This is a genomic window from Microbacterium caowuchunii, assembly GCF_008727755.1.
Classification (GTDB): domain Bacteria; phylum Actinomycetota; class Actinomycetes; order Actinomycetales; family Microbacteriaceae; genus Microbacterium; species Microbacterium caowuchunii.
This window is the reverse complement of record NZ_CP044231.1, coordinates 2,030,112-2,050,782: the sequence shown is the minus strand read 5'-3', so window position 1 is coordinate 2,050,782 and position 20,671 is coordinate 2,030,112. Positions and strand designations below refer to the sequence as shown.

The window sequence follows — 20,671 nt, the reverse complement described above, 5'->3', positions numbered from 1 at the left end:
GTGGAACGGTGACGATTGAGCCTCCCCGCCCCGACGAGCCGCGCCGCCCGCTCGGTCCGCGCGATGCCGGCGACGCCTGGGTGATCGCCCCCACGGGCGAGCGGTACTGGGGGCGTTTCGGCGCCGCTGGTCTGCTTGCGGTGGATGCCGCGCGCGGCGTGCTGCTGCAGCACCGCGTCTCCTGGAGTCACTTCGGGGGGACGTGGGGCCTCCCCGGCGGTGCCCGGCACGAGGGCGAGTCCGCCACGGACGGCGCCGTGCGCGAGGCGACGGAAGAGGCGGGCGTACCGGATGGTGCGGTGCGTCCCCGGCTTCTGAGTGTTCTCGAGCTCGGGTACTGGTCGTACACGACGCTCCTCGCCGACGTCGTCGAGCCGTTCGAACCCGTGATCAGCGACCCGGAGAGCGTGGAGCTGTCGTGGGTGCCGGTCGACCAGGTCGCGGACTACCCGCTGCATCCCGGTTTCGGCGACTCGTGGGCCATGCTGCGCGCGCTCATCGATGTCCGCCCGACCGTGATCGTCGATGCGGCGAACGTCGTCGGGGCGGTGCCGGACGGATGGTGGCGCGATCGAGCGGGCGCGACAAGACGGCTGCTCACCCGGTTCGACGCGCTCGCGCGGGCCGGTGTGCCTGCGTCGGCGTTGGGGCTCGGCGCCGACACCTGGTACCCGGAGTTCGATGTGGTGGTGGAGGGGAAGGCGCGCGCCGCGTCTGCACCCTCCGACGGTGTCAACGGGCCGGTCCGTGTCGTTCCGGCGCCGGCAGCGGGGGATGACGCGATCGTCGCTCAGGCGAGTGAGCGGGTGGCAGCCGGCGACGTGGTCACGGTCGTCACGAGCGACCGTGAACTCGCTCAGCGCTGCGCCGCGGTGGGTGCCACTGTGCACGGCGCCGGCTGGTTGCTGGACCTCCTGCCGGAGTGATAGGCCGGGCACTACGGCCCGAGTGACAAGCCGGGCACAGCTGCCCGAGCGAGTGGGACTCCTGCCCGAGCGGGCGGAGGACGGTCCTGTGGGCGTGCGCCGACTCAGAACGGCGGCGGGTCGCCGTCGGGTACGAACTGGACGCTGGTGGGTCCGACCGCCGGTGGGTCGTCGCTGTAGATCTGGCCCAGGGGTGAGGTCCATTCGAGCACCCCGCCCGCGAGTTGTCGCACCGTCCAGGGGGTGGCGTGCTTGAGGGTGTGGTGGCGCTTGCACAGGTGCCCGAGGTTCTCGACGGTCGTCTGACCGCCGAAGGCGTAGTCGAGGGTGTGGTCTTCGTCAGACCGCACGGCGGGCATGCGGCATCCCGGGAACCTGCAGTGCTTATCCCGCGCCCGGAGGTAGCGCTTCATGGCGTCGGTCGGGCGGTACCTGTCGGTCCGGAGGACGTCGCCGGTGACCGGATGCGTGAGGATGCGGTCCCATCCGGTGCATCCGCCTGCGAGGCGCCGGGCTGTGTCCGCGTCGATGGGTGAGCGCCCGTCCAGTTCCGCGGGGTCGTCGCTCGTGCCGGCGAGGACCAGGGCCGGGACGACCACCTGCACCACGGCTCGGATGGCGCCGAGTGCACCGGGCGCGTCACCGGTTGCAGTGGGATCCGCGTCCGGACACCCGGTGAGGAGCATGTCCGCGAGCACATCGGCGCGGATCTGATCGAGTGTGCGCCGGTCGGACGCGATGATCTCGTGCGGGCTGGGCTCAGGGTCTGCAGCAGGGGACGATGCGGGAACCATGGGCGCGCCCTCGGGCGGGGCATCCGGCACGGATGTGCGCGCGCGTTCAGCGGCATCCTTGACGACTCTGGCCTGTCTGGTGAGCCGGTCATGGATCGCGTGGGCCAGAGCGGCGGGGACGATGACGGTGAGTTCGGCCATCCCGTCGGCCAGGGGGAGCACTCGGACGGCGCGGGTCTCACGGGCGTCCCGGTGACGCTCGGTGAGGGTGCGGGGGTTCAGTTTCTCGGCGAGCATGTCGAGCAGCCGCCTCGCCCGGGCCGGCGTCTCGGCTTCGCAGATGTGGACGGCTGCGGCATCGAACAACGCCCGGTCGTCGGCATCGAGGGGAAGACCCGCGTCCGCGACCGCTCGGACGTGGGTCTGCGAGATGCGCCCCTCGCCCCAGGCCAGGACCGTCGCCGGGTATCGGGTGACGAGAGCCTCGGCGTCATCCATGCGGTGCTGGACGGTGCGGTCGGACATCCGGCCTGCGCAGCCGATCTCCGCCGCGAGGGATCGCGCGGCCATGTCGCGGTCGCGCGCGGCGCCGTCTCGCGCCGTCTCCTCCGCGTGGGCGGCGGCTTTCGCGTAGGCCCGGGCGGCCGCCGCCTGCGCAGACGCGACCGCGGCCTCGGCGGACAGGACCTCGGCCACGATCGCGGCGCGCGCAGTGTGCTCTGCGTCGAACTGCCGGATCGGAACCTTCGAAGACATGTTCCCATTGTGCAGAGGGGGTCCGACATCGGAGCGCCCATATCCGCTGTGCGGGGACAGCCGTGGACAACTCCGTTCCCGAGCGACGGGGGAGGAACGGTCGGGGTATCCGTCGGCTTCGCCTTTACTCGTCCTCGCGCCCGCGCAGACGGTCGAGGTCGCGGCGCTCGCGCTTCGTGGGGCGACCGGCACCGCGGTCCCGCACCGGGGTGAACGGGATGGACTCCCGGGGCGGCGGTGGGGGAGTGCGGTCCTCCACGGCGAGGGCGGCAAGGGGGGCGCTCACGCGCTTGACGATCGTCTGACGGACGATCAACGTGCGGTCGAAGCCGGCGATCCGCACGCGTACCTCGTCGCCGGGTCGCACCAGCTGGGCGGCTTTCGCGCGGTCTCCACCGATCCGCACGTGCCCGGCGCGACAGGCGGTGGTGGCGGCCGATCGGGTCTTGTAGACGCGGACGGCCCAGAGCCAGGAGTCGACCCGGACCGGAGACGTGGCGTCGGTCATGTGGTCGCCCTGGTGGAGGTGGCGAGTACGACTCCGGCGGCGATCAGAGCCTGGCCGAGGCAGTAGGTCAGCATGACGAGGGGGCTCGTCCAATCGGGCATCGCGTCCGGCAGGAACAGCCGGAAGGCCAGCACGGTGTCCGAGGCGAGGAAGAAGGCTCCGCCGAGCGCGATCACGCCGCCGCATCGCGCAGCGGCCGTGGCCGTCCCGGCGAGGACGAGCCCGTACGCTGCGACAGCGAAGGCGAGCCCGCCGAGGTGCGGCCAGAGCACGATGACGAGCACCAGCCACCAGGCGGCGTAGACGAGCGCCCACATCGGGACGCGCCGTCGTGTCAGCCGTGTGAGGAACAGCCAGATGTAGACCACGTGCGCGAGCCCGAAGCAGAGCAGCATCATCGGGAGCTCCGGCGCGAAGGGGAAGAAGGTGGCCGCGCCGTCGCCGAACCAGGACAGGATGAGCGCGATGACGAGGGCGACCGGGATGGCGCCGCGCCGCGTTCCCCGCCATGCCCACAGTGCGGCGAGCACCAGGAGGGGCATGAGGAGCAGCTTCGTCGGTCGTGCGACGTCGCCGGCGTCGAGAGCGAGGGCCAGGATGTGCACGACGGAGGCAGCCGCGAACACGGCGAAGCCCCACCACCATGATCTGGTCAGCGTGGTGACGGTTTCGGGTTCCGCTACGGTGCGCACCGGTCCACGGTAGCGCGGCGCGAGCGCACGGCGCGGAAGGCGCTACGTGAGCTCGAGGGAGACGATCGGACGATCGGGGCGGGGGCGGGCCGTTTCGCTGAACCCTGCAGCCAGGAAGCTCGAGAGTGCGCCCCGGAACAGCTCGTTGGCGCTGGGCCGGGAGACCGAGGTGTCGCGGGGATACGCCTCCACTCTTCGTGCACCCTCCGCCCGTGCCTGCTCCACAGCCGCCGTCAGGAGGGCTTTGCTCACGCCCTGTCCGCGGAACTCGCGACGGACGCTGAAGCAGCTGATCGCCCACACGTCCTCGTCCTCCCAGGACCCCTGGGCGTTCGGCCCGTAGATCCGTGAGCGGGCGAAGCGGCGCAGGATGCTGCGTGGCCCCACGCGCACCCATCCCGCCGCCCGACCGTCGACCTGCGCGACGAGCCCAGGGGGCACCGGCAGCGCGGTCTCCTCCTGCAGCATCCGCATCCGTTCGTCCTGCGTCGTGCCCTCGAACTCCCGATTCGTCAGCAGCCACCACTGGCACTGGCAGGACTTGCCGTCGCCCCCGCCCGTGAGGGTCATCTCGACGTCGTCGAACCGTTCTGCTGTCGCGGGGAGGATGGTGATGCGAGCCATGTCGAGACGCTACCGCCGACCGGGGACACACGCGAGATGCAGACGGATGGGCTGTGTGTTCGCGGCGGGTGTCGGATCGGGATAAGATAGTCGAGTTGCCCGCATGCGGGCGGCTCCGGGATGTGGCGCAGCTTGGTAGCGCACTTGACTGGGGGTCAAGGGGTCGCAGGTTCAAATCCTGTCATCCCGACCGGAGAGCCGTTGGTAAGACCGACGGCAAAACGGTTGGAAAACGAGAAGGGCACTGGCTTCGAGCCGGTGCCCTTCTCGTTTTTCTGCGTCTCGGGTTTTTGAATTCGGTCTTAGGATGTCCGACTGGGGTGCCCCGGCCTGGAAAACACGGAACGCGCCCGTTTTCGGGCGCGTTGGATTGGCCTGGGTGAGCGTGGGTTTCGCCGGTATCTCGCCGGTCGGTCACACGATGAGCGCACGCCAGCCGGGTGGCAATTCCTGTCTGTGGAGTCGGCGGAGCTGGTCGCGTTCCCGACGCCACTGGCGACGCAGCGGGTCTTGGCCGTCGGGAGTGGCCGCGAGCGCCAGCCATGTGTTCATCGCGGTCACATCGTCCATGGTGATCCCGGTCCAGGGGTTGATGCGGCGGATGCCTGCTAGCGCCCGCGGGGAGTGCGCGTACCGGAGGCCTCTGTTGCTGGCGAAGTCATCGACCCAGAGCACAGGCCGACCCTCGCTCGCTGCGGCGATCGTGTTCTGGGCCCTTGCGCCGGAAGCCGACCACATCCACCCGCACGCCCACGGCGGGGAGAACACCCTCGACAATCTGACCACCCTGCACGCTGCCTGCAACACTCGAAAAGCGGACTCGCTAATCACCGACCCGACGCGCGCCATGTCTGTTCCGGAGGGGGCCCTCGAAGTAGCCGGCACGAAGTGGCCAGGCGAGAATCCCAGTCGACTGCTCCAACCCCTCATCTTGATTGGCGCAGATGTCGTGGTTCACGACATCTGGAGCGACGCCGCGCAGAGGGGACAGCAGATCCACGATCACACTGAAAAGTAATCGTCCGCGTTCTTCGGCCCGAACTACCTTGAACAGATCCGTGAAGGATGGGCGGAGAGATCGTCGCGGCGCCCCGCAGCACTGGCGCGTCCGCTCACGGCGCGTTGGCCGTGCGCAGGCTCGACTACCGTGGACACGGCACGCGAAAGAGGTAAACAGTGGTCACAGGTGAGTTGAAACGCCAAGTCGACAAGGTGTGGGATGCGTTCTGGTCCGGCGGCATTGCCAACCCGGTCGAGGTGATCGAGCAGATCACCTACCTGCTGTTCATCAAGCGGCTCGACGACCTCCACACCCTCGCCGAGAGGAAGGCCGCCCGCTTCGGCGACCTGATCGAGGACCCGGTCTTCCCCGAGGGGTACGACAGTGACCTACCGGGGCGACGCCCCTACCGCGACCTACGGTGGAGCGTGTTCACGAACTACGCCCCCGCCGAGATGTTCGAGGTCGTGTCCGAGCACGTCTTTCCCTGGCTGCGCCGGCTCGGCGCCGAAGGTTCGAGCTACGCCCGCAACATGCGTGACGCTCGCTTCACGATCCCGACGCCCGCGCTGTTGACGAAAGTCGTCGACCTGCTGGCCGAGATCCCGATGGATGATCGCGACACCAAGGGCGACATATACGAGTACATGCTCTCGAAGCTCGCGACCAGCGGCACGAATGGGCAGTTCCGCACCGCGCGGCACATCATCACGCTCATGGTCGACCTGCAGCAGCCGAAGCCGGACGACCTCATCATCGACCCGGCCGTCGGCACCGCCGGATTCCTCGTCGCCGCCGAGGAACACCTGCGCGAACACCACCCCGAGATCTGGACGGATGCCGAACGGCGCGCCCACTTCAACGGGCCGATGTTCACCGGGTACGACTCCGACGCGGCGATGGCGCGCATCGCGAGCATGAACATGCTGCTGCACGGCGTCGAGAACCCGACCATCGAACGAGCGGACTCCCTGTCGGAGGGGCACCCCGGCGACGACACGTACACGCTCGTGCTCGCCAATCCGCCCTTCGCGGGGTCGCTCGACGATGAGACCGTGTCGAAGGACCTGCAGAAGCTCGTGAAGACGCGCAAGACCGAACTGCTGTTCCTGGTCTTGATGATCCGGATGCTGCGCAACGGAGGACGTGCGGCCGTGATCGTGCCCGAGGGGGTGCTGTTCGGCTCGTCGAACGCCCACAAGGCGGTGCGACGGATGCTCGTCGACGACCACAAGCTGGATGCCGTCATCAAGCTCCCGTCAGGCACCTTCAAGCCCTACACCGGGGTGTCGACGGCGATCCTGCTGTTCACGAAGACGTCGTCTGGTGGCACGGACCGGGTGTGGTTCTACGACGTGCGCGCTGACGGCATGACCCTCGACGACAAGCGGACCCCGATCGAGGCGAACGACCTGCCGGACGTGCTGTCACGGTGGCGGAACCAGGATGCCGAAGCCGACCGCGCCCGGACCGATCAGAGCTTCTTCGTACCGAAGCAGGAGATCGTCGACAACGGCTACGACCTCTCCCTCAACCGCTACAAGGAAATCGAGGTCGAGGACGTCGAGCACCGCTCGCCGCAGGAGATCCTCGACGAGCTCGACGCCCTCGAGGTTGAGATCCAGGACGGCCTGAAGCGCCTGCGGGAGATGCTCGCGTGACCTGGGAGACCGTTCCGCTGGGCACTCTGGCCACCTTGAACCCGCGAGGGCAGAACAATCAGATAACGGCGACGTTTCTCGGAATGGCAGACCTGGCAGAAGACGGAAAGACGAGCCAGGGGGTTCAGCTCAAGCCCGAGGACCTGAAGCCCGGCTACACACCTTTTCGCAACAAGGATCTGCTTGTCGCGAAGATCACACCTTGCTTCGAAAACGGCAAGATTGGCCAGGCGTCGATCCCAACCGACCAGGGCTGGGGCTCAACCGAATTCCACGTAGTGCGGCCTGATGATGCTCGTATAAACCGCCGCTACTTGCTGCACTTCCTGCGGTCCCCCGTCGTGAGGGCAAGCGGGCAGATCAGAATGACCGGCAGCGGGGGGCAACGGCGTGTACCCGCCGACTTTCTCCGCCAATTGAGCGTCCCCCTCCCACCCCTCGCCGAGCAGCGCCGCATCGCAGCGATCCTCGACGAGGCCGACGCCATCGTTCGCAATTCCCAAATGATGCTTGACTCCGCAACGTCCGTGATCACTTCAGGTCTTGGCGATTCGATCCTGCTGACGCCCGATGTAGAAATGCGCCCACTTTCGGACTTCATCGATCCAGCTAGGCCCCTGACTTACGGCATCCTGAAACCGGGCCCAGACATCGACGGCGGGATCCCCTACATTCGAGTAGCGGATATGGATGGTGTGGGCATCCGACTCGCGGGCGTTCGCAGGACAACGCCAGAGATTTCGAAACAGTACCGTCGCTCGCAGCTAAAGCGTGGAGATCTATTGATGTCCATTCGGGGCCATGTCGGTCGCCTTGCACTTATCCCCGAAGAAATCGATGGCGCAAACATCACTCAGGACTCAGCTCGAATCGCCGCGGACGGTGTACGACCAGAGTTCCTCGCCGTGTGGATTCGATCGCAACAATCGCAACGATGGATGGCTCGCCACACGAAGGGCGTCGCCGTGCGGGGGATCAATCTTGGCGACCTACGCAACCTCCCCACACCGGTCGTGAGCGAAGCAGAGCAAAATCGCATTGCCGCCGTCGCCCGGGAGTTCGCGGAGGCTCGGCTGACAGCTGCCCGGCGGCTCGACCGCGCGCGCGCGCTCTTCGCGTCCCTTCAGCACCGCGCGTTCCGAGGAGAGCTTTGACTGACACATCGTCCGGATTCACCCCGGTGCCGACGATTCCGCCCTGGCCGGGATTAGTCCGTCCTCTGCTCGAGGTGCTTGCGGACGGTCAGACGTGGCGCAAGCGCGACATTGAGCGCGCGGTTGCGGTGCGAGCAGGGCTCAGTCCTGAGCAACTTGAGGAGACGCTCGAGTCGGGTCAGGCGCGCGCGTTCAACCGTATCGGCTGGGCAACGTCGGCGCTCCGGCGGGCGAAGGCTATCGAGGCTCCGGAGCGGGCCAAGTTCCGCATCACAGACACGGGGCAGCAGCTGCTGGCAGAGCACCCTGGCCCGATCTCGGAGCGCGTCGTGCAGGCGATCCCGGCTTACAGCGAGTATGTGCCTGCGCGAAGCCGGCGAGCAGCCTCTGCGGAGCCGTCCCTGCCCGATCTTGACGAGGCCGACCCTGATGAGCTCATCAGCTCCGGCATCCAGCTCATCGAGAACGACACGAAGTCGACTCTTCTGCAGCGCCTCAAGGAGAGCGACCCGTACGACTTCGAGCGGGTGGTCCGCTCGCTCCTGGTGAAGATGGGATACGGGCGGGACGGCACGATGTCCCCGCTCCGTGGGTCGGGCGACGGGGGGCCCGACGGGGTGATCGACCGGGACGAGCTCGGGCAGCAAGATCTACGTGCAGGCCAAGCGCTACGCCGAGGCCGCGATCGGCCGTCCGAAAGTGCAGGAGTTCGTCGGCGCACTCGCGACCCGCGGCGCCAACGTGGGCGTGTTCTTCACAACCAGCCGCTTCAGCGCCGAGGCTGTCGACGCCGCCGACCGCGTGCCGCAGGAGATCGCGCTCGTTGACGGTGACCGCCTGACGGCGCTGATGCTGCGGCACAAGGTCGGCGTGCAGGTGGCTCGCACGATCGAGCTCCTCAAGGTCGACGAGGACTTCTTCGCCGACGAGTGACCCTGCTCTGCGGCAAGAGCGCGAGGGGGTGGCCACCACCGGCGTGACCGCCACCCCGCTCACAGTCAGTAACCCACAGCGGCGAGCCCGAACTGGATCTCGGCGTCGGTGAACTCCTCGTAGGCGAGCTGGTCGTAGAGCGACTGGCGCGAGAACGAGGAGAGTTCGAGGTAGCTCGCCGCCTTCTCGGCCGCCTCGGCGTTCCAATCGGCCCCGGCGTTGTCAGCGCCGAATGTGGCCTCTTCCGTGGAGAAGCCCTCGAACTCCAGCTGGCCGATCAGTCCGGCGCGGGAGAAGCCGGTGAGCTTCAGGTAGGACTGCGCCTTGCCGATCGCATTCTGCTGAGCGAGCGTGTACACCGGCTTGGGCGCCTCGGTCGTCACCGACACCTGGGTGCCCGGTTCCGCTTTGCCGGACCCGACGGGGCCCTGGGAGAGGATCACCCAGTCGTCGCCGGCACCGGCATCAACCACGAAGACGAACCCGGCGGACTCGACGTCGGCGCGCGCCTCGGCCACCGTCTTTCCGACGACATTGGGCACGGCGACGGTGGTGTCCTCGGGCTCCGTCTTCACCACCGGCTCCTCGACCTCCTCGGCCACGGTCACCTGCTCGGAGGATCCGTCGTCATCGGAAGCGCTGCCACCGCTGATACCCGTCGTGATCATGCTGATCAGCACGAGCACGCCCAGCGCGATGAGGCTCCACTGCCACCACTTCAGGCTCGGCAGCCCGCGCTTCGAAGAGGCCGCGACTGCCCGGCCCGCGGAAGGTGCGGCTGCGGGCGGCCCGCTGGGAGTGTCGGGGTGTGCGGCGTTGTTGCTGTTCTCGGACATGACAGAGCTTTCTGGTCGTGCGAGGCGCAAACCCCCAGGTGTGCGCCACCGGCCGATGGCCAGTAGATCAGGACACACCAGACCTCCGACATTGCGGCATTCCGTGGCCGAGCAAGTCAAATGTGGTGGAGCCGACGCTCTTCGCTAGCATGGCGGCAGGCAGGGCCGAACCTGCCGCGGGGGGCCGTTCGTGGGGAACTTCGACTTCGTCAGGGATCGCTGGCCGAAAGTGTTCGAGGCCGCATCCCGCGCCGAGTCGTACCTGCGCAGCGACCCGCGCGCGTCGGCCACCTATTCGCGGCGCGCCGGCGAGATATTCACCGAGTGGATCTACGCCGCGGAAGCACTGCCCCGCCCCTACGACAGCTCCTTCGCGAATCTGACGGCGCAGCAGCCCTTCCGCCAGGCGGTCGGTGCGAACGTCGAGGGCAGCCTGCAGATCGTACGGCGCGTCGGCAACGACGCGGTCCACAAAGAAGAGGAGATGCCGCTGGGGCGCGCGCGGGGCTCGCTCGAGCAGCTTCACACGATCTGCCGCTGGCTCGACCACTGCTACGGCGACCCCGGCGCCGGCAACCCCGCTCCCTTCGATTTCGCTCTGGTTCCTCCCGCCCCGGCCACCGTGATCCGCCACACCCGCGCCGAACTCGAGCGCGCCCAGACCGAATTCGAGGACGCGCGCCGAGCCCTCGCTGAAGAGCGGGAACGTAATGACGCGCTGAAGCACGAGCTCGAAGAACTGAGGACCGCCGCCGAAGCAACGAAGACGGAGAAGGCGAAAGCGAACGCCGAGCTCGACATCCCCGACCCGACGCTGGCCACCGAGGCCGAGACCCGTCGCGACCTCATCGACCTGCACCTGAACGAAGCAGGATGGGCACTCACCGAACCGCGCGATCGCGAATGGCCGGTGCACGGCATCCCCAGCCCCTCCGGCGGCGGCAAGGTCGACTACGTGCTGTGGGGCGACGACGGCAAGCCGCTCGCCGTCGTCGAGGCCAAACGCACGACGAAGAGCGCGAAGCAGGGCCGCCTGCAGGCAGAGATCTACGCCGACGCGCTCGAACGCGACTTCGGCCAGCGCCCGCTGGTCTACTTCACGAACGGCTACGAGACCTGGCTGTGGGACGACCGTCGGTACCCGCCGCGTCGGGTTGCGGGCTACATGACCAAGGACCAGCTCGCGCTCGCGATTCAGCGGCGGCAGTCCCTCAAGCCGCTCGCCGCGGCGACGATCGACCGCACGATCGTGGAGCGTCCGTACCAGCTGCGTGCCATCCGCGCCGTCACCGAAGCCTTCGAGAACCAGCGACGCCGCGCGCTGCTCGTGATGGCGACCGGTACCGGCAAGACGCGCACCGTCATCGCCCTCGTCGACGTGCTTCAGAAGGCGAACTGGGTCAAGCGGGTGCTGTTCCTCGCCGACCGTACGGCGCTCGTCAACCAGGCGGTCGGCGCTTTCAAGGCCCACCTTCCCGACAGTGCTCCGGTGAACCTCGTCACCGACCGCGACAGCGAGGGACGCGTCTTCGTCTCGACCTACCAGACAGTGATGGGCCTCATCGACGCCGGCCAAGACGCGCTGCGCCGTTTCGGCCCCGGATACTTCGATCTGATCGTCGTCGACGAGGCGCACCGGTCGATCTACAACCGGTACGGCGAGATCTTCGACTACTTCGACGCCCTGGTTGTCGGGCTCACGGCGACGCCTCGCGCCGATGTCGACCACAACACCTACCGGCTCTTCGAGCTCGACGACGGCGTGCCGACCGACGCGTTCGAACTCGATGACGCGATCGCGGGCGGCTACCTCGTGCCACCCGTGGCGCGCCCGATCGATCTCGGGTTCATGAAACGCGGCATCCACTATGCCGATCTGTCCGACGCCGAACGCGAGCGGTGGGACGAGATGGAGTGGCAGGACGGCGAGGTTCCCGACGCCATCGATGCGGCGGCGATGAACCGGTGGCTGTTCAACGAAGACACCGTCGACAAGGTGCTCGAGGTGCTCGTCTCCGAAGGCCGCCGTGTGGGAGGCGGCGACGTGCTCGGCAAGACGATTGTCTTCGCCAAGAACCAGAGGCACGCCGAGTTCATCGAGGAACGGTTCGACGCGAACTTCCCCGAGCAGCGCGGCCGGCTCGCGCGCGTGATCACGTACGCGGCGGGGCCGTACGCGCAGACGCTCATCGACGATTTCTCCACGCCGGGGAAGAGCCCGCAGATCGCCATCTCCGTCGACATGCTCGACACCGGCATCGACATCCCCGACGTCGTGAACCTCGTGTTCTTCAAGCCGATGCACTCGCACACGAAGTTCTGGCAGATGGTCGGGCGCGGCACCCGCTTGCGCCCCGACCTGTACGGGCCCGGCGACGACAAGCGCGACTTCGTCATCTTCGACGTGTGCGGCAACATCGACTTCTTCAACGAGGAGCTCCCCGAGGCATCCATCCCGCGTTCCCTGTCGCTTTCGGAACGCACCTTCCTGTTGCGCGCTCGGCTGCTCGCCGCGCTGAACGCAGGCGCTGTGGACGCGCACGACGCCGACACCGAAGCCCTGCGCGCCGCGGTGGCCGGGCGACTGTACCGCGGCGTCGGCGGCATGAACCGCGACAACTTCCTCGTCCGCAAGCACCTGCGTGCCGTCGAACGCTTCGGCACGGCACCGGCCTGGGACACCCTCACCATGGACGACCTCGACGCGGCGGCTGCGCTCGCCGGTCTCCCCACCGCCGCCGAGCAGGACCCCGACGAAGCCGCGAAGCGCTTCGACGCACTCCTCCTTGACGCGCAGGTGGCTCTCGCGGAGGGTGGTGCCGTTCCGGCGGCTGTCGCCTCCCGGGTGATCGCTATCGCGCAGGCGCTCGGCGACCGGCGGAGCATCCCTGCCGTGGCCGCGCAGGCTGCTCTCCTCGACGCCATCGCCGACCCGGCATGGTGGGAGGGGACGAGCGTCGCACTGCTCGAACGCGTGCGTGTGCGACTGCGCGATCTCGTGCGGCTCATCGATCGTGACCGGCAGGCCATCGTCTACACCAACTTCGAGGACACTCTCGACGGTGTTCGCGACGTCACCCTCTCGCGTGTCGTTCCGGGACTGGACCGGCGGGCCTTCCGACAGAAAGTACTCGGGTTCCTCGACGCCCACGCCGACAACCTCGCGCTGCGCAAGCTCCGCACCGGACGTGAGCTCACCGCCGTCGACCTGGAACAGCTCGAACAAATCCTCGTTGAAGCCGGGGGAGTGGATGCCGCGCAGCTGCACAGCGCATCGACCGACGCCGGCGGCCTCGGCCGGCTCATCCGCTCCATCGTGGGCCTCGATCGGTCCGCCGCCGAGGCCGCCCTCGCCGACTTCGTCGCCGCGCCGGGCTTCACCCAGCGTCAGCACCACTTCGTCGACCTGATCGTCGAGCAGCTCACCATCGCCGGTGTGCTCGACCCGCGTCGGCTGTACGAGGATCCGTTCACGGGCCTCGCCGCAGAGGGCCCCGATGAGCTGTTCACCGACGCGCAGGTGACCGATCTGATCGAACGCATCCGGGCCATCTCGGACTCTGCTGTTCCCATTACAGCGGAAAGTGCATGAGCGCCGGGCGCGGTAATCCATCCTCGTCTGCGCGCCCGAAGACGAGCACGAGTGAGGCGTGGAACAGTGGTGTCACGCAGGTAGGGAGTTAAGCACGATGGCTGACACGGTCAAGGAAGATGAGCGGCTGGCGACGGCGGTCAAAGCCTGGCGAGAATCTCTCATCCTGCTCTCCGGACGCAATCGCCTGCTCAACTACCGCCCCACCCGCTCGTCCACTCTCGAGTTCACCCGGGCAACGGCCGATGAGGTGATCGCGGTCGTCGAGAAGGGCAAGGGCGTTCCCGTGGTCGGGCTCGTCCCGCCCGCCGATCCTGCCGCTGCGAAAGGGGCTGCCGGGGAGGAAGACCTGGAAGCTCAGGCGCTCGACGTCATCGAGGACTTTGCGTACGACGCCTTCCCGGATCACCTGTTCGTGAACAAGACGCAGCGCGATGTGGATCGCGCGTTGAAGACCCTCGCGGCGACGGCGAGCCGTGAGTTCCTCGACCGGGGCCTGTCCGTCTTGTATCTCGCGCTTGGATCGCTGCATTGGAACGAAGCCAACGGTGACGCGCGCGTCAGCCCACTGGTGTTCTTCCCTGTGGAGCTGCGCGCCGCCGGGCCGAAGCAACCGCAGCGGGTGTATCCATCGGAAGAGGACCTCGTCGTAAACCCGGCCCTTGAGATCCGTCTCCGTGAAGAGGGCGTCACCCTGCCAGACCAGACGGCGATTGAGCAGCTCATCGCCGAGGGCGGCATGGCCGCCGTGGAACGCGTCGTGAGTGCATTGCCGATGCCGAAGGGCTGGAAGGTTGAGCCGCTGTGCGTGCTCTCGGCGTTCATGTTCGCCAAGGAGGCCATGTTCCGCGACCTCGAAGCGAACGAGGAACGCGTGCTTGCCAGCCCGCTCGTGCAGGCGCTGGGTGGCAGCACTGACGCGGCGCGCGAACGACTCGTCTTCGCGCCTGCGGAACCGGACGACATCGACACCATCGCCCCGCCTGAGCAGGTGCCGCTCATCCTCGATGCTGACTCGACCCAACGAGTCGCGGTCGCCGCCGCCGCGGAAGGTAAGAGCTTCGTCCTGGACGGGCCTCCCGGCACCGGAAAGAGCCAGACGATTGCAAACATCATCGCCACGCTGGCCGGTGCGGGTAAGAAGGTGCTGTTCGTCTCGGAGAAGGCTGTCGCTCTTGATGTCGTTCGTGACCGCCTCTCCAGCCGCGGCCTCGGCCCAATCTTGTTCGAACTGCACAGCCACAAGGCCACGCGTGCGGAGGTCGCCAAGTCGCTCGGGCAGGCGCTCCGCGAGAAGCCGAGCATCGTCACCGCGAGCGCCTCGCAGGGCACCGCGCGGGCCAAGGAGCTGCGCGAGACGCTGACTGGGTACGCCGCCGCGATGAACGAACGTCGCGAACCCGCCGAATGGACGATCCACGAGGTCCTCGGCATGCTCGCCGGCCTCCCCGCCGTCGACGCACTTCCCCGCGCCGGCACGGACGGTGGCCCGCTGGATCCGCTCAAATGGGACGAGATCGTCGACCTCAGCGCGGCCGTCAGTGCCGCATGGCCGCACCTCGTACAGGGCGACAAACATCTGTGGCGCGGCATCAACGTCCTCGCCGACTTGGAATACGACGTCGCATCGGCTCGTACCGCCCTCCAAGAGCTCGTCACCGCGATGGACACGGTCGCCCCTGCACGCGCCGACCTCGGCCTGGACGGCACAGACACCTGGAGCAAGCTGGACGCGGTCGCCAAGCACTGGCACTCCGGGCAGCAGGAGTGGCGTGATGAAGCATGGGTCGCCACCGCCCCCGCCGACTCAATCGCGAAACTGACAGACCTCCTTCGCGACTCCGAGGCCGTCCTCGGCGCCCATGCGCGTCTCACTAGTCAGCTCGGTCCCCAGTGGCGCACCCAAGTCGGACTCGAGCGACCGAAACCGCTGAGCAGTCAGACGCGCGCCGTCTTCCCCGTCGACGAGAACGCGCCCCTATCTGTGACTAAGGAGCGATCCGCGGCCGTCGCCCGATGGTCCGCCGAGATCACCGCCCTCCAGCAGACCGCGAACGAAGTCGCCGGTGACCTCGGTCTCCACGAACCTCGCTTCCTCGGCGACATCGACACACTCCGCGACCTCGCCGACGTCATCGCCCGAGAACCAGCCCTGCAGTCGGCATGGCTCACCAAACACGGACTCGATGAGCTTGCCTCGGCACTCGACGCGCTCGCCGCCGCGCAGGACAAGGAGCGCGCCGCGGCGCAGACGGCGGCGGAGGTGTTCCATCCCTCCATCCGCAAGGTCGACATCGATCCCATCGAAGAGCGATGGGAAGGCCGTTCCGCGTTGCAGAAGGTCTTCGGGCTGGCTGGTCCCGATTCGAAGTTGATCGCGCCGCATGCACGAGTGAAGCCGCGCGTCGCGTTCCGCAGCATCGCGACCGCCTCCGACTGGCAGCACGCACGTGAGCAGATCGAGGCCGAGTCTGCGACTGTGGAGCGCCTGCTCGGCTACGTTCCGGTGGACGACGTGGCCTGGGCCAGCGCCCGCGACATCCTCGCGCGCTGCCGGACCGTGCTCGACCGCAGAGGTGATGTGGGGACCGCGAAACTGGCGGCCTTGCAGGCCAGCGAGTTCGGCTGGCAGGCAACGCGGCGGTCGATCCGTGACCTGACCGACAAGCTCGAACACTTCAAAGTGCTGTCGACCCGTCTGGCCACACCGTTCGACGACCCGAGTCGCTTGATCTCGGAACTGACCAGCGACGCCGAACGTGCCACGGCCGAGATCGATGCACTGCTCACCACCACAGACCACTTCGCCGCGGGTGGAACCCGGTCGCTCGCTGATGTCGCCCGCCTGCAGAACGATGCCGACGATAGCGACGCCATGTGGCGGCGGTTCGATGCACGGCTAGCTGACCTCGCTCTCACGTTTCCTGGACTAGGGGCGACCCTCTCTGAAGATTGGAAGGCGACCATACATGAACGGCTGGAATGGACAGCTGCGCTCCACAAATTGACCTCAGGTATCGACCGGCGTGGTTTCCTCGCGCTGGACGCTACGGTGTCGAGCGACGCGCTTGAGCGGGCCGGCCTCCGATGGGATGCCGCACGCGAAAAATTTGGACGTCACTTCACAGGTAATCCGTACGCTTCAGAGCTGAACGACCCGGACGATGCGGAATCGCTGCTGGCGGATCTCGCGGCGGATATCGACGGAGCGCACGCCCTGTCTGATGCGCGAAGTCACGAGGCGCGGCTGCGCGACCTCGGCCTGGCCGATGCTCTCGACGCGCTCCTCCGATCCGACATTGACGCTGCCGAGATCGCCGACCATATCCAGGCGATCACGCTGTCGACCTGGGTGGCGGAGACGGAGGCCCGAGACCCCCGGTTCCGGTCCCGGATCCCGCTCCCACGTGATTCGATGGCTGCCAATTTCCGGGAGCTTGATCGTGCTCTCGTGGACAACGCGGCCGCGAACGTGCTAGCCGCCGCGGTGCGCCGCCGTCCCACTACGCCTTCGAGGCAGACCACGCTGGTCCACCGTGAGGCGGAGAAGAAGAAGCGTCACCTGCCGGTGCGTGAACTCATCGCCGATGCGCGTGACGTCATCCAGGCGATCCACCCGGTCTTCATGATGAGTCCGCTCGCCGTGTCGCAGTACCTCCCGGCGGACATCCAGTTCGACGTCGTCATCTTCGACGAAGCCAGCCAGGTTCCGCCGGGCGACGCGATCAACTGCATTTATCGCGCCGGTGCTGTGATCGCCGCCGGCGACCAGAAGCAGCTTCCGCCGACATCTTTCTTCGCTGCCGCACAATCGTCGGACGACGACCTCGACGCGGACGAGGATCTCGCCAACGACTACGAGTCGCTTCTCGACTTGATGAAGTCGAGCGGGTCCTTCACGAGCATTGGGCTGCGGTGGCATTACCGCAGCAGGCACGAGCATCTCATCGCGTACAGCAACAACTCGTTCTATGAGGACCGCCTGGTGACCTTCCCCGGCGCTCTGGCCGATGTTCCGGACGCGGGCGTGAAGTTCCTCAAAGCCGACGGCGTCTACCGGCGCTCCCAAGGCCAGGACAACCCTAAGGAGGCGCAGTTCGTCGCCGACCGGGTCATCCACCATCTCGACACCCGACCTGGCAGGAGCGTCGGTGTTGTCGCGATGTCGACCGCTCAGCGTGATGCAATCCTCAACGCTCTCGTAATGAAGCGCGCCGAGCGTCCCGACCTCGATGAGAAGTTCGTGGAGAGCCGTCTGGACGGAATCTTCGTGAAGAGCCTCGAAGAGGTGCAAGGAGATGAGCGTGACGTCATCATCATGTCCGTCGGATACGGACCGGATGAGACCGGTACCGTGTTCCGCAACTTCGGTCCCATCAACAAGAAGGGCGGCGAACGCCGTCTGAACGTCGCCATCACGCGCGCTAAGGAACTGACCGAGGTCGTCTCCTCGATGACCGCGGGGCAGATCGGCGATGTCCCCAGCGCGGGTGGTCGCCATCTCCGCCGTTATCTCGACTATGCCGAGCGTGGCCCGCTTGCGCTCGCTATCGAACTGGGGTCGGCGGGACTTGGCACGGACTCGCCGTTCGAGGACGCAGTGATCAGCGCCATTCGCTCCTGGGGGTATGACGTGCAACCGCAGGTCGGGGTCTCCGGGTTCCGCATCGACATCGGGGTGAAGCACCCGCACGCGCCTGGTGTGTTCATGCTCGGCGTCGAGTGCGACGGTGCCATGTACCACTCGTCAAGATCCGCGCGCGACCGCGACCGCCTTCGCCACGAAATCCTGGAAGGGCTCGGCTGGAACCTGCACCATATCTGGGGCACCGACTGGTATCGCAACCGTGACCGCGAGGAAGAGCGGCTGCGCAAGCTCCTGGAAGAGCTGGAGGCCCAGGAATTCGCCGGGCGGCTCGGACGGAAGCCTGTCCGTGCGGCATCGCCCATGATCGAGGTGGAAGCTCAAGACTTTGACGTCAAGGCCCGTCAGGCCTGGATCAAGGACTACGTCCCGCTCACGGGGTACAAGTTGAGGGCACTCGACTGGACGGAGCGGTCGAACGCACGACACCTCGCGAGCTTCATCCAGGCCATGGCTGACGCCGAAGGCCCCGTCCACATCAACCAGATCAAGGCGCGCCTCCGCGACCACGCCGGAATGGACCGAATCAACAAGCACGCGATCCGCACGATCATGGACGCCATCGAGACGGCCGCGGTCACGCTGGACGGTGACTTCGTGCAGCGGCCGCGTACCAAGGTGACGGAAGTACGCCTTGCCGGGCCGCGGTCGCTCGCCGAAATTGCCGACGCAGAGTTCCGGCTCGCGGTGCTGCAGGTACTCGAGAGCCAGGTCGGCGCGAACCGCGAGGAGCTCGCACTGTCCGTGTCACGGGCCTTCGGTTGGCTGCGCACGTCCCCTGATCTCACCACGCGCGTTGCTCATGTCGTTGCGGAGAACCTCTCGAACGGGACGATTACTGAAACCGGCGGAGTGTTGCGGCTCACCGCGGGAGACTGACCCCGTCGTGGGTCGGTGCACGGCCGGAGTCCACCTGCGCCGTTTACCCGCCAAGGTGTGCTCCTTGGCCTGCCCGAGATAGATCAGGTGCATGCTGCGCTCATCGAGCAGCTCCTGGAACGGTTCCAGGAGCTCTCCGCCGGTTCGAAGACGGATGACATGGACAAGTGAAGGCGTCGGGGACGATTGCGTCGACCTCGCGCGCCGACTGGAACGCGCGCTCGTCAAGCAGCGTCACTCCTCCTCGGTGCCCGCCTGCTTTGACGTATCGCCTCGACGCAGCCTCGACACGATGTTCTTCGTGGCCTTGCCGGCTGCGTTTTTCGCGTTGCTGGCCGCCTCTGTACTGAGCGCCCCGACGGCAGCTGTCCCGCGCGCACCGAGCTTTGCTGCGTTTTGGATGCCAGCCGCCCCGGTGGCACGTACGGTGTCTCGCGCTTCGGCGGCAGCGACGGTCCACCGCTTCTTCTCGAGGTTCACGCGGCTGTCAGAGATGCCGAGAGTCTCCTGGAAGACCATCACATCGGCGCCCACCTCGTTACTGGAACGCACCACCTCGCCCGGCTTGAGCGGATGGAAGAGGACCTTGTTGTTCGCGATTGCGGCAGCAGCATCCATCCGTGCGAGCAGCCGCTCGGTGCTCTTCGAGATCAGGTCGCGGCGCTTCGCGCGCCCCGCCTGGATCGCCTCGCGGTGACGGTCAAGGTCATCAGGGGTGGAGTCCAGGACGCGGTCCAGCTCCAGAACGGCGAGACCGTCTTGAAGGTGGAAGCAGCGAGCCAGCACAGCGAGCCACTCTTCAACCTCATCTTCGGCGTTCTTCGCGATCTTGGCGAGGTCGCTTACATGTGACTTCTTCTCCATCTTTTCGGCAAGCGCATCAAGGCGGCGGAGTGCGTAAGACTGCGTCTCAGCGATGGTCTGGGCCGCACCGTGGAGGCTCGACCAGGTCACTTCGGACACGCGGCCGACGTGCTCGCGTTTGAGCATGGCGTCGTCGATGACGAGGCCGACCCCGATCATGCGGGCTAGCGCGCTGTCCTTCTGTGCTCGCAGGATGTCGTCGACCTTCTCGTCGATGACGGCTAGGTAGTCCGTGATTTCCTGCATCGTCTGCTGCATGGCGAGCTGGGCCATGATGCCTGCGGCGCCGGCGAGTATCGCCGGATTAGTCAGCACAGAGCCGACGGTGCCGGGCTTCACGAACTCCAGGATGTTCGTGATCTTGCCCTTGCTCGTCGTCACGATTGCGCGGCTGACGCTGTCCGACGAACCTTTCATGGCATTGCCGAGCTTCAGCGCCTTGGCTGACTCCTCGGTGAGTTTCACCCAGCGTCCGGCATTGGCGGCGACTTCGGATCCGCCTTTGGCGGCCGCCGAGCCGACGTTGAGCGCGCTGCCGAGCGCCTGCGAAAGGTTCAGTTCTCGGGACGCGACACCAGCGGTGGAGAGGAAGCGCTCTACTGCGAGCGGGTCGCCGATGACGGCGAGACCTTCCCCATCGCTGACGATTTCGATCTCATAGCGCGGTTCGTCCTTATCCGACATGTATGCCCCGTTCGCCGCGCTGATCTGCTGCGTTGAGGCTATCGGGTGCGAACGTTCCACAGCGGCACCAGGATCGCCTCGTTGACCTCTCCCTTCGTGAAGTCCTTGCGGTCACCCTTGCCGCTCTTCGCATGCCATCCGGCGAAGGCTTCTACTAGCCCAGGATTGCGCTCGCCGTACGCG

At 67.0% G+C, this 20,671-nt stretch carries 13 protein-coding genes, 1 tRNA gene and 1 pseudogene; 8 read left to right on the top strand and 7 right to left on the bottom strand.

Going from position 1 to position 20,671, the window contains the following annotated elements; translation table 11 throughout:
• Positions 1 to 8: 8 nt before the first annotated feature.
• On the top strand, positions 9 to 926 hold the full coding sequence (locus tag F6J84_RS09840) for an NUDIX domain-containing protein (RefSeq protein ID WP_150973378.1): 918 nt from the start codon (positions 9 to 11) through the stop codon (positions 924 to 926).
• Between the two features lie 104 nt (positions 927 to 1,030).
• Here F6J84_RS09840 and F6J84_RS09835 read toward each other — a convergent pair whose 3' ends face one another.
• The 4 genes from F6J84_RS09835 to F6J84_RS09820 form a co-directional block, all read right to left on the bottom strand.
• Complete coding sequence (locus F6J84_RS09835) at positions 1,031 to 2,416, bottom strand: HNH endonuclease signature motif containing protein (RefSeq protein WP_150973376.1); 1,386 nt, start codon at positions 2,414 to 2,416, stop codon at positions 1,031 to 1,033.
• A 124-nt stretch (positions 2,417 to 2,540) separates the two neighbouring features.
• On the bottom strand, positions 2,541 to 2,924 hold the full coding sequence (locus F6J84_RS09830) for an RNA-binding S4 domain-containing protein (protein WP_150891829.1): 384 nt from the start codon (positions 2,922 to 2,924) through the stop codon (positions 2,541 to 2,543).
• Entirely contained in the window at positions 2,921 to 3,616 is a 696-nt protein-coding gene (locus tag F6J84_RS09825) for a lysoplasmalogenase family protein (RefSeq protein WP_238702452.1), read from the bottom strand. The genes F6J84_RS09830 and F6J84_RS09825 overlap by 4 nt, the downstream gene beginning before the upstream one ends.
• Positions 3,617 to 3,658: 42 nt before the next feature.
• The gene (locus tag F6J84_RS09820; protein ID WP_150973374.1) at positions 3,659 to 4,240 is read right to left on the bottom strand and encodes a GNAT family N-acetyltransferase; all 582 of its coding nucleotides are present in this window, start codon (positions 4,238 to 4,240) and stop codon (positions 3,659 to 3,661) included.
• 116 nt (positions 4,241 to 4,356) lie between these two features.
• On the opposite strand from F6J84_RS09820, the gene F6J84_RS09815 reads away from it, so the two are divergent.
• A tRNA-Pro gene (locus tag F6J84_RS09815) sits at positions 4,357 to 4,430 on the top strand.
• A 224-nt stretch (positions 4,431 to 4,654) separates the two neighbouring features.
• Here the strand turns inward: F6J84_RS09815 and F6J84_RS15520 are convergent.
• Positions 4,655 to 4,915: a hypothetical protein gene (locus tag F6J84_RS15520; protein WP_191905632.1), complete on the bottom strand. Its 261-nt coding sequence runs from the start codon at positions 4,913 to 4,915 to the stop codon at positions 4,655 to 4,657.
• Between F6J84_RS15520 and F6J84_RS15825 the strand changes: the two genes are divergently transcribed.
• From F6J84_RS15825 to F6J84_RS15820, 4 genes and pseudogenes are all read left to right on the top strand, one after another.
• Positions 4,809 to 5,258 (top strand): HNH endonuclease, encoded by a 450-nt coding sequence (locus F6J84_RS15825; RefSeq protein WP_420846197.1) that lies wholly within the window; start codon positions 4,809 to 4,811, stop codon positions 5,256 to 5,258. The two genes, F6J84_RS15520 and F6J84_RS15825, sit on opposite strands and share 107 nt — an antisense overlap.
• Before the next feature lie 158 nt (positions 5,259 to 5,416).
• Complete coding sequence (locus F6J84_RS09805) at positions 5,417 to 6,901, top strand: type I restriction-modification system subunit M (RefSeq protein ID WP_150973370.1); 1,485 nt, start codon at positions 5,417 to 5,419, stop codon at positions 6,899 to 6,901.
• Positions 6,898 to 8,055, top strand: coding sequence for a restriction endonuclease subunit S (locus F6J84_RS09800; protein WP_150973368.1), 1,158 nt, complete (start codon positions 6,898 to 6,900; stop codon positions 8,053 to 8,055). Before F6J84_RS09805 ends, F6J84_RS09800 begins: the two co-directional genes overlap by 4 nt.
• A pseudogene (locus tag F6J84_RS15820) lies at positions 8,052 to 8,885 on the top strand (restriction endonuclease); the annotation flags it as partial. The gene F6J84_RS09800 and the pseudogene F6J84_RS15820, both read left to right, overlap by 4 nt.
• Before the next feature lie 168 nt (positions 8,886 to 9,053).
• Here F6J84_RS15820 and F6J84_RS09785 read toward each other — a convergent pair.
• Positions 9,054 to 9,824: an Ltp family lipoprotein gene (locus F6J84_RS09785; RefSeq protein WP_150973363.1), complete on the bottom strand. Its 771-nt coding sequence runs from the start codon at positions 9,822 to 9,824 to the stop codon at positions 9,054 to 9,056.
• Positions 9,825 to 10,014: 190 nt separating this feature from the next.
• Between F6J84_RS09785 and F6J84_RS09780 the strand changes: the two genes are divergently transcribed.
• Both F6J84_RS09780 and F6J84_RS09775 read left to right on the top strand, forming a co-directional pair.
• Complete coding sequence (locus F6J84_RS09780; protein WP_150973361.1) at positions 10,015 to 13,416, top strand: DEAD/DEAH box helicase family protein; 3,402 nt, start codon at positions 10,015 to 10,017, stop codon at positions 13,414 to 13,416.
• Positions 13,417 to 13,513: 97 nt separating this feature from the next.
• The gene (locus tag F6J84_RS09775) at positions 13,514 to 18,940 is read left to right on the top strand and encodes a DUF4011 domain-containing protein (RefSeq protein WP_150973359.1); all 5,427 of its coding nucleotides are present in this window, start codon (positions 13,514 to 13,516) and stop codon (positions 18,938 to 18,940) included.
• Between the two features lie 234 nt (positions 18,941 to 19,174).
• Here the strand turns inward: F6J84_RS09775 and F6J84_RS09770 are convergent, their stop codons facing one another.
• A complete protein-coding gene (locus F6J84_RS09770) occupies positions 19,175 to 20,488 on the bottom strand; it encodes a hypothetical protein (RefSeq protein WP_150973357.1) in 1,314 nt (437 codons plus the stop codon).
• Positions 20,489 to 20,671 lie beyond the last annotated feature (183 nt).

What these genes read in the sequence shown, in the direction of transcription:
- F6J84_RS09835 (WP_150973376.1), bottom strand. Translation starts at nt 2,416, where the DNA reads ATGTCTTCGAAGGTTCCGATCCGGCAGTTCGACGCAGAGCACACTGCG.
- F6J84_RS09830 (WP_150891829.1), bottom strand. Translation starts at nt 2,924, where the DNA reads ATGACCGACGCCACGTCTCCGGTCCGGGTCGACTCCTGGCTCTGGGCC.
- F6J84_RS09820 (WP_150973374.1), bottom strand. Translation starts at nt 4,240, where the DNA reads ATGGCTCGCATCACCATCCTCCCCGCGACAGCAGAACGGTTCGACGAC.
- F6J84_RS15825 (WP_420846197.1), top strand. Translation starts at nt 4,809, where the DNA reads ATGGTGATCCCGGTCCAGGGGTTGATGCGGCGGATGCCTGCTAGCGCC.
- F6J84_RS09785 (WP_150973363.1), bottom strand. Translation starts at nt 9,824, where the DNA reads ATGTCCGAGAACAGCAACAACGCCGCACACCCCGACACTCCCAGCGGG.
- F6J84_RS09775 (WP_150973359.1), top strand. Translation starts at nt 13,514, where the DNA reads ATGGCTGACACGGTCAAGGAAGATGAGCGGCTGGCGACGGCGGTCAAA.
- F6J84_RS09770 (WP_150973357.1), bottom strand. Translation starts at nt 20,488, where the DNA reads ATGTCGGATAAGGACGAACCGCGCTATGAGATCGAAATCGTCAGCGAT.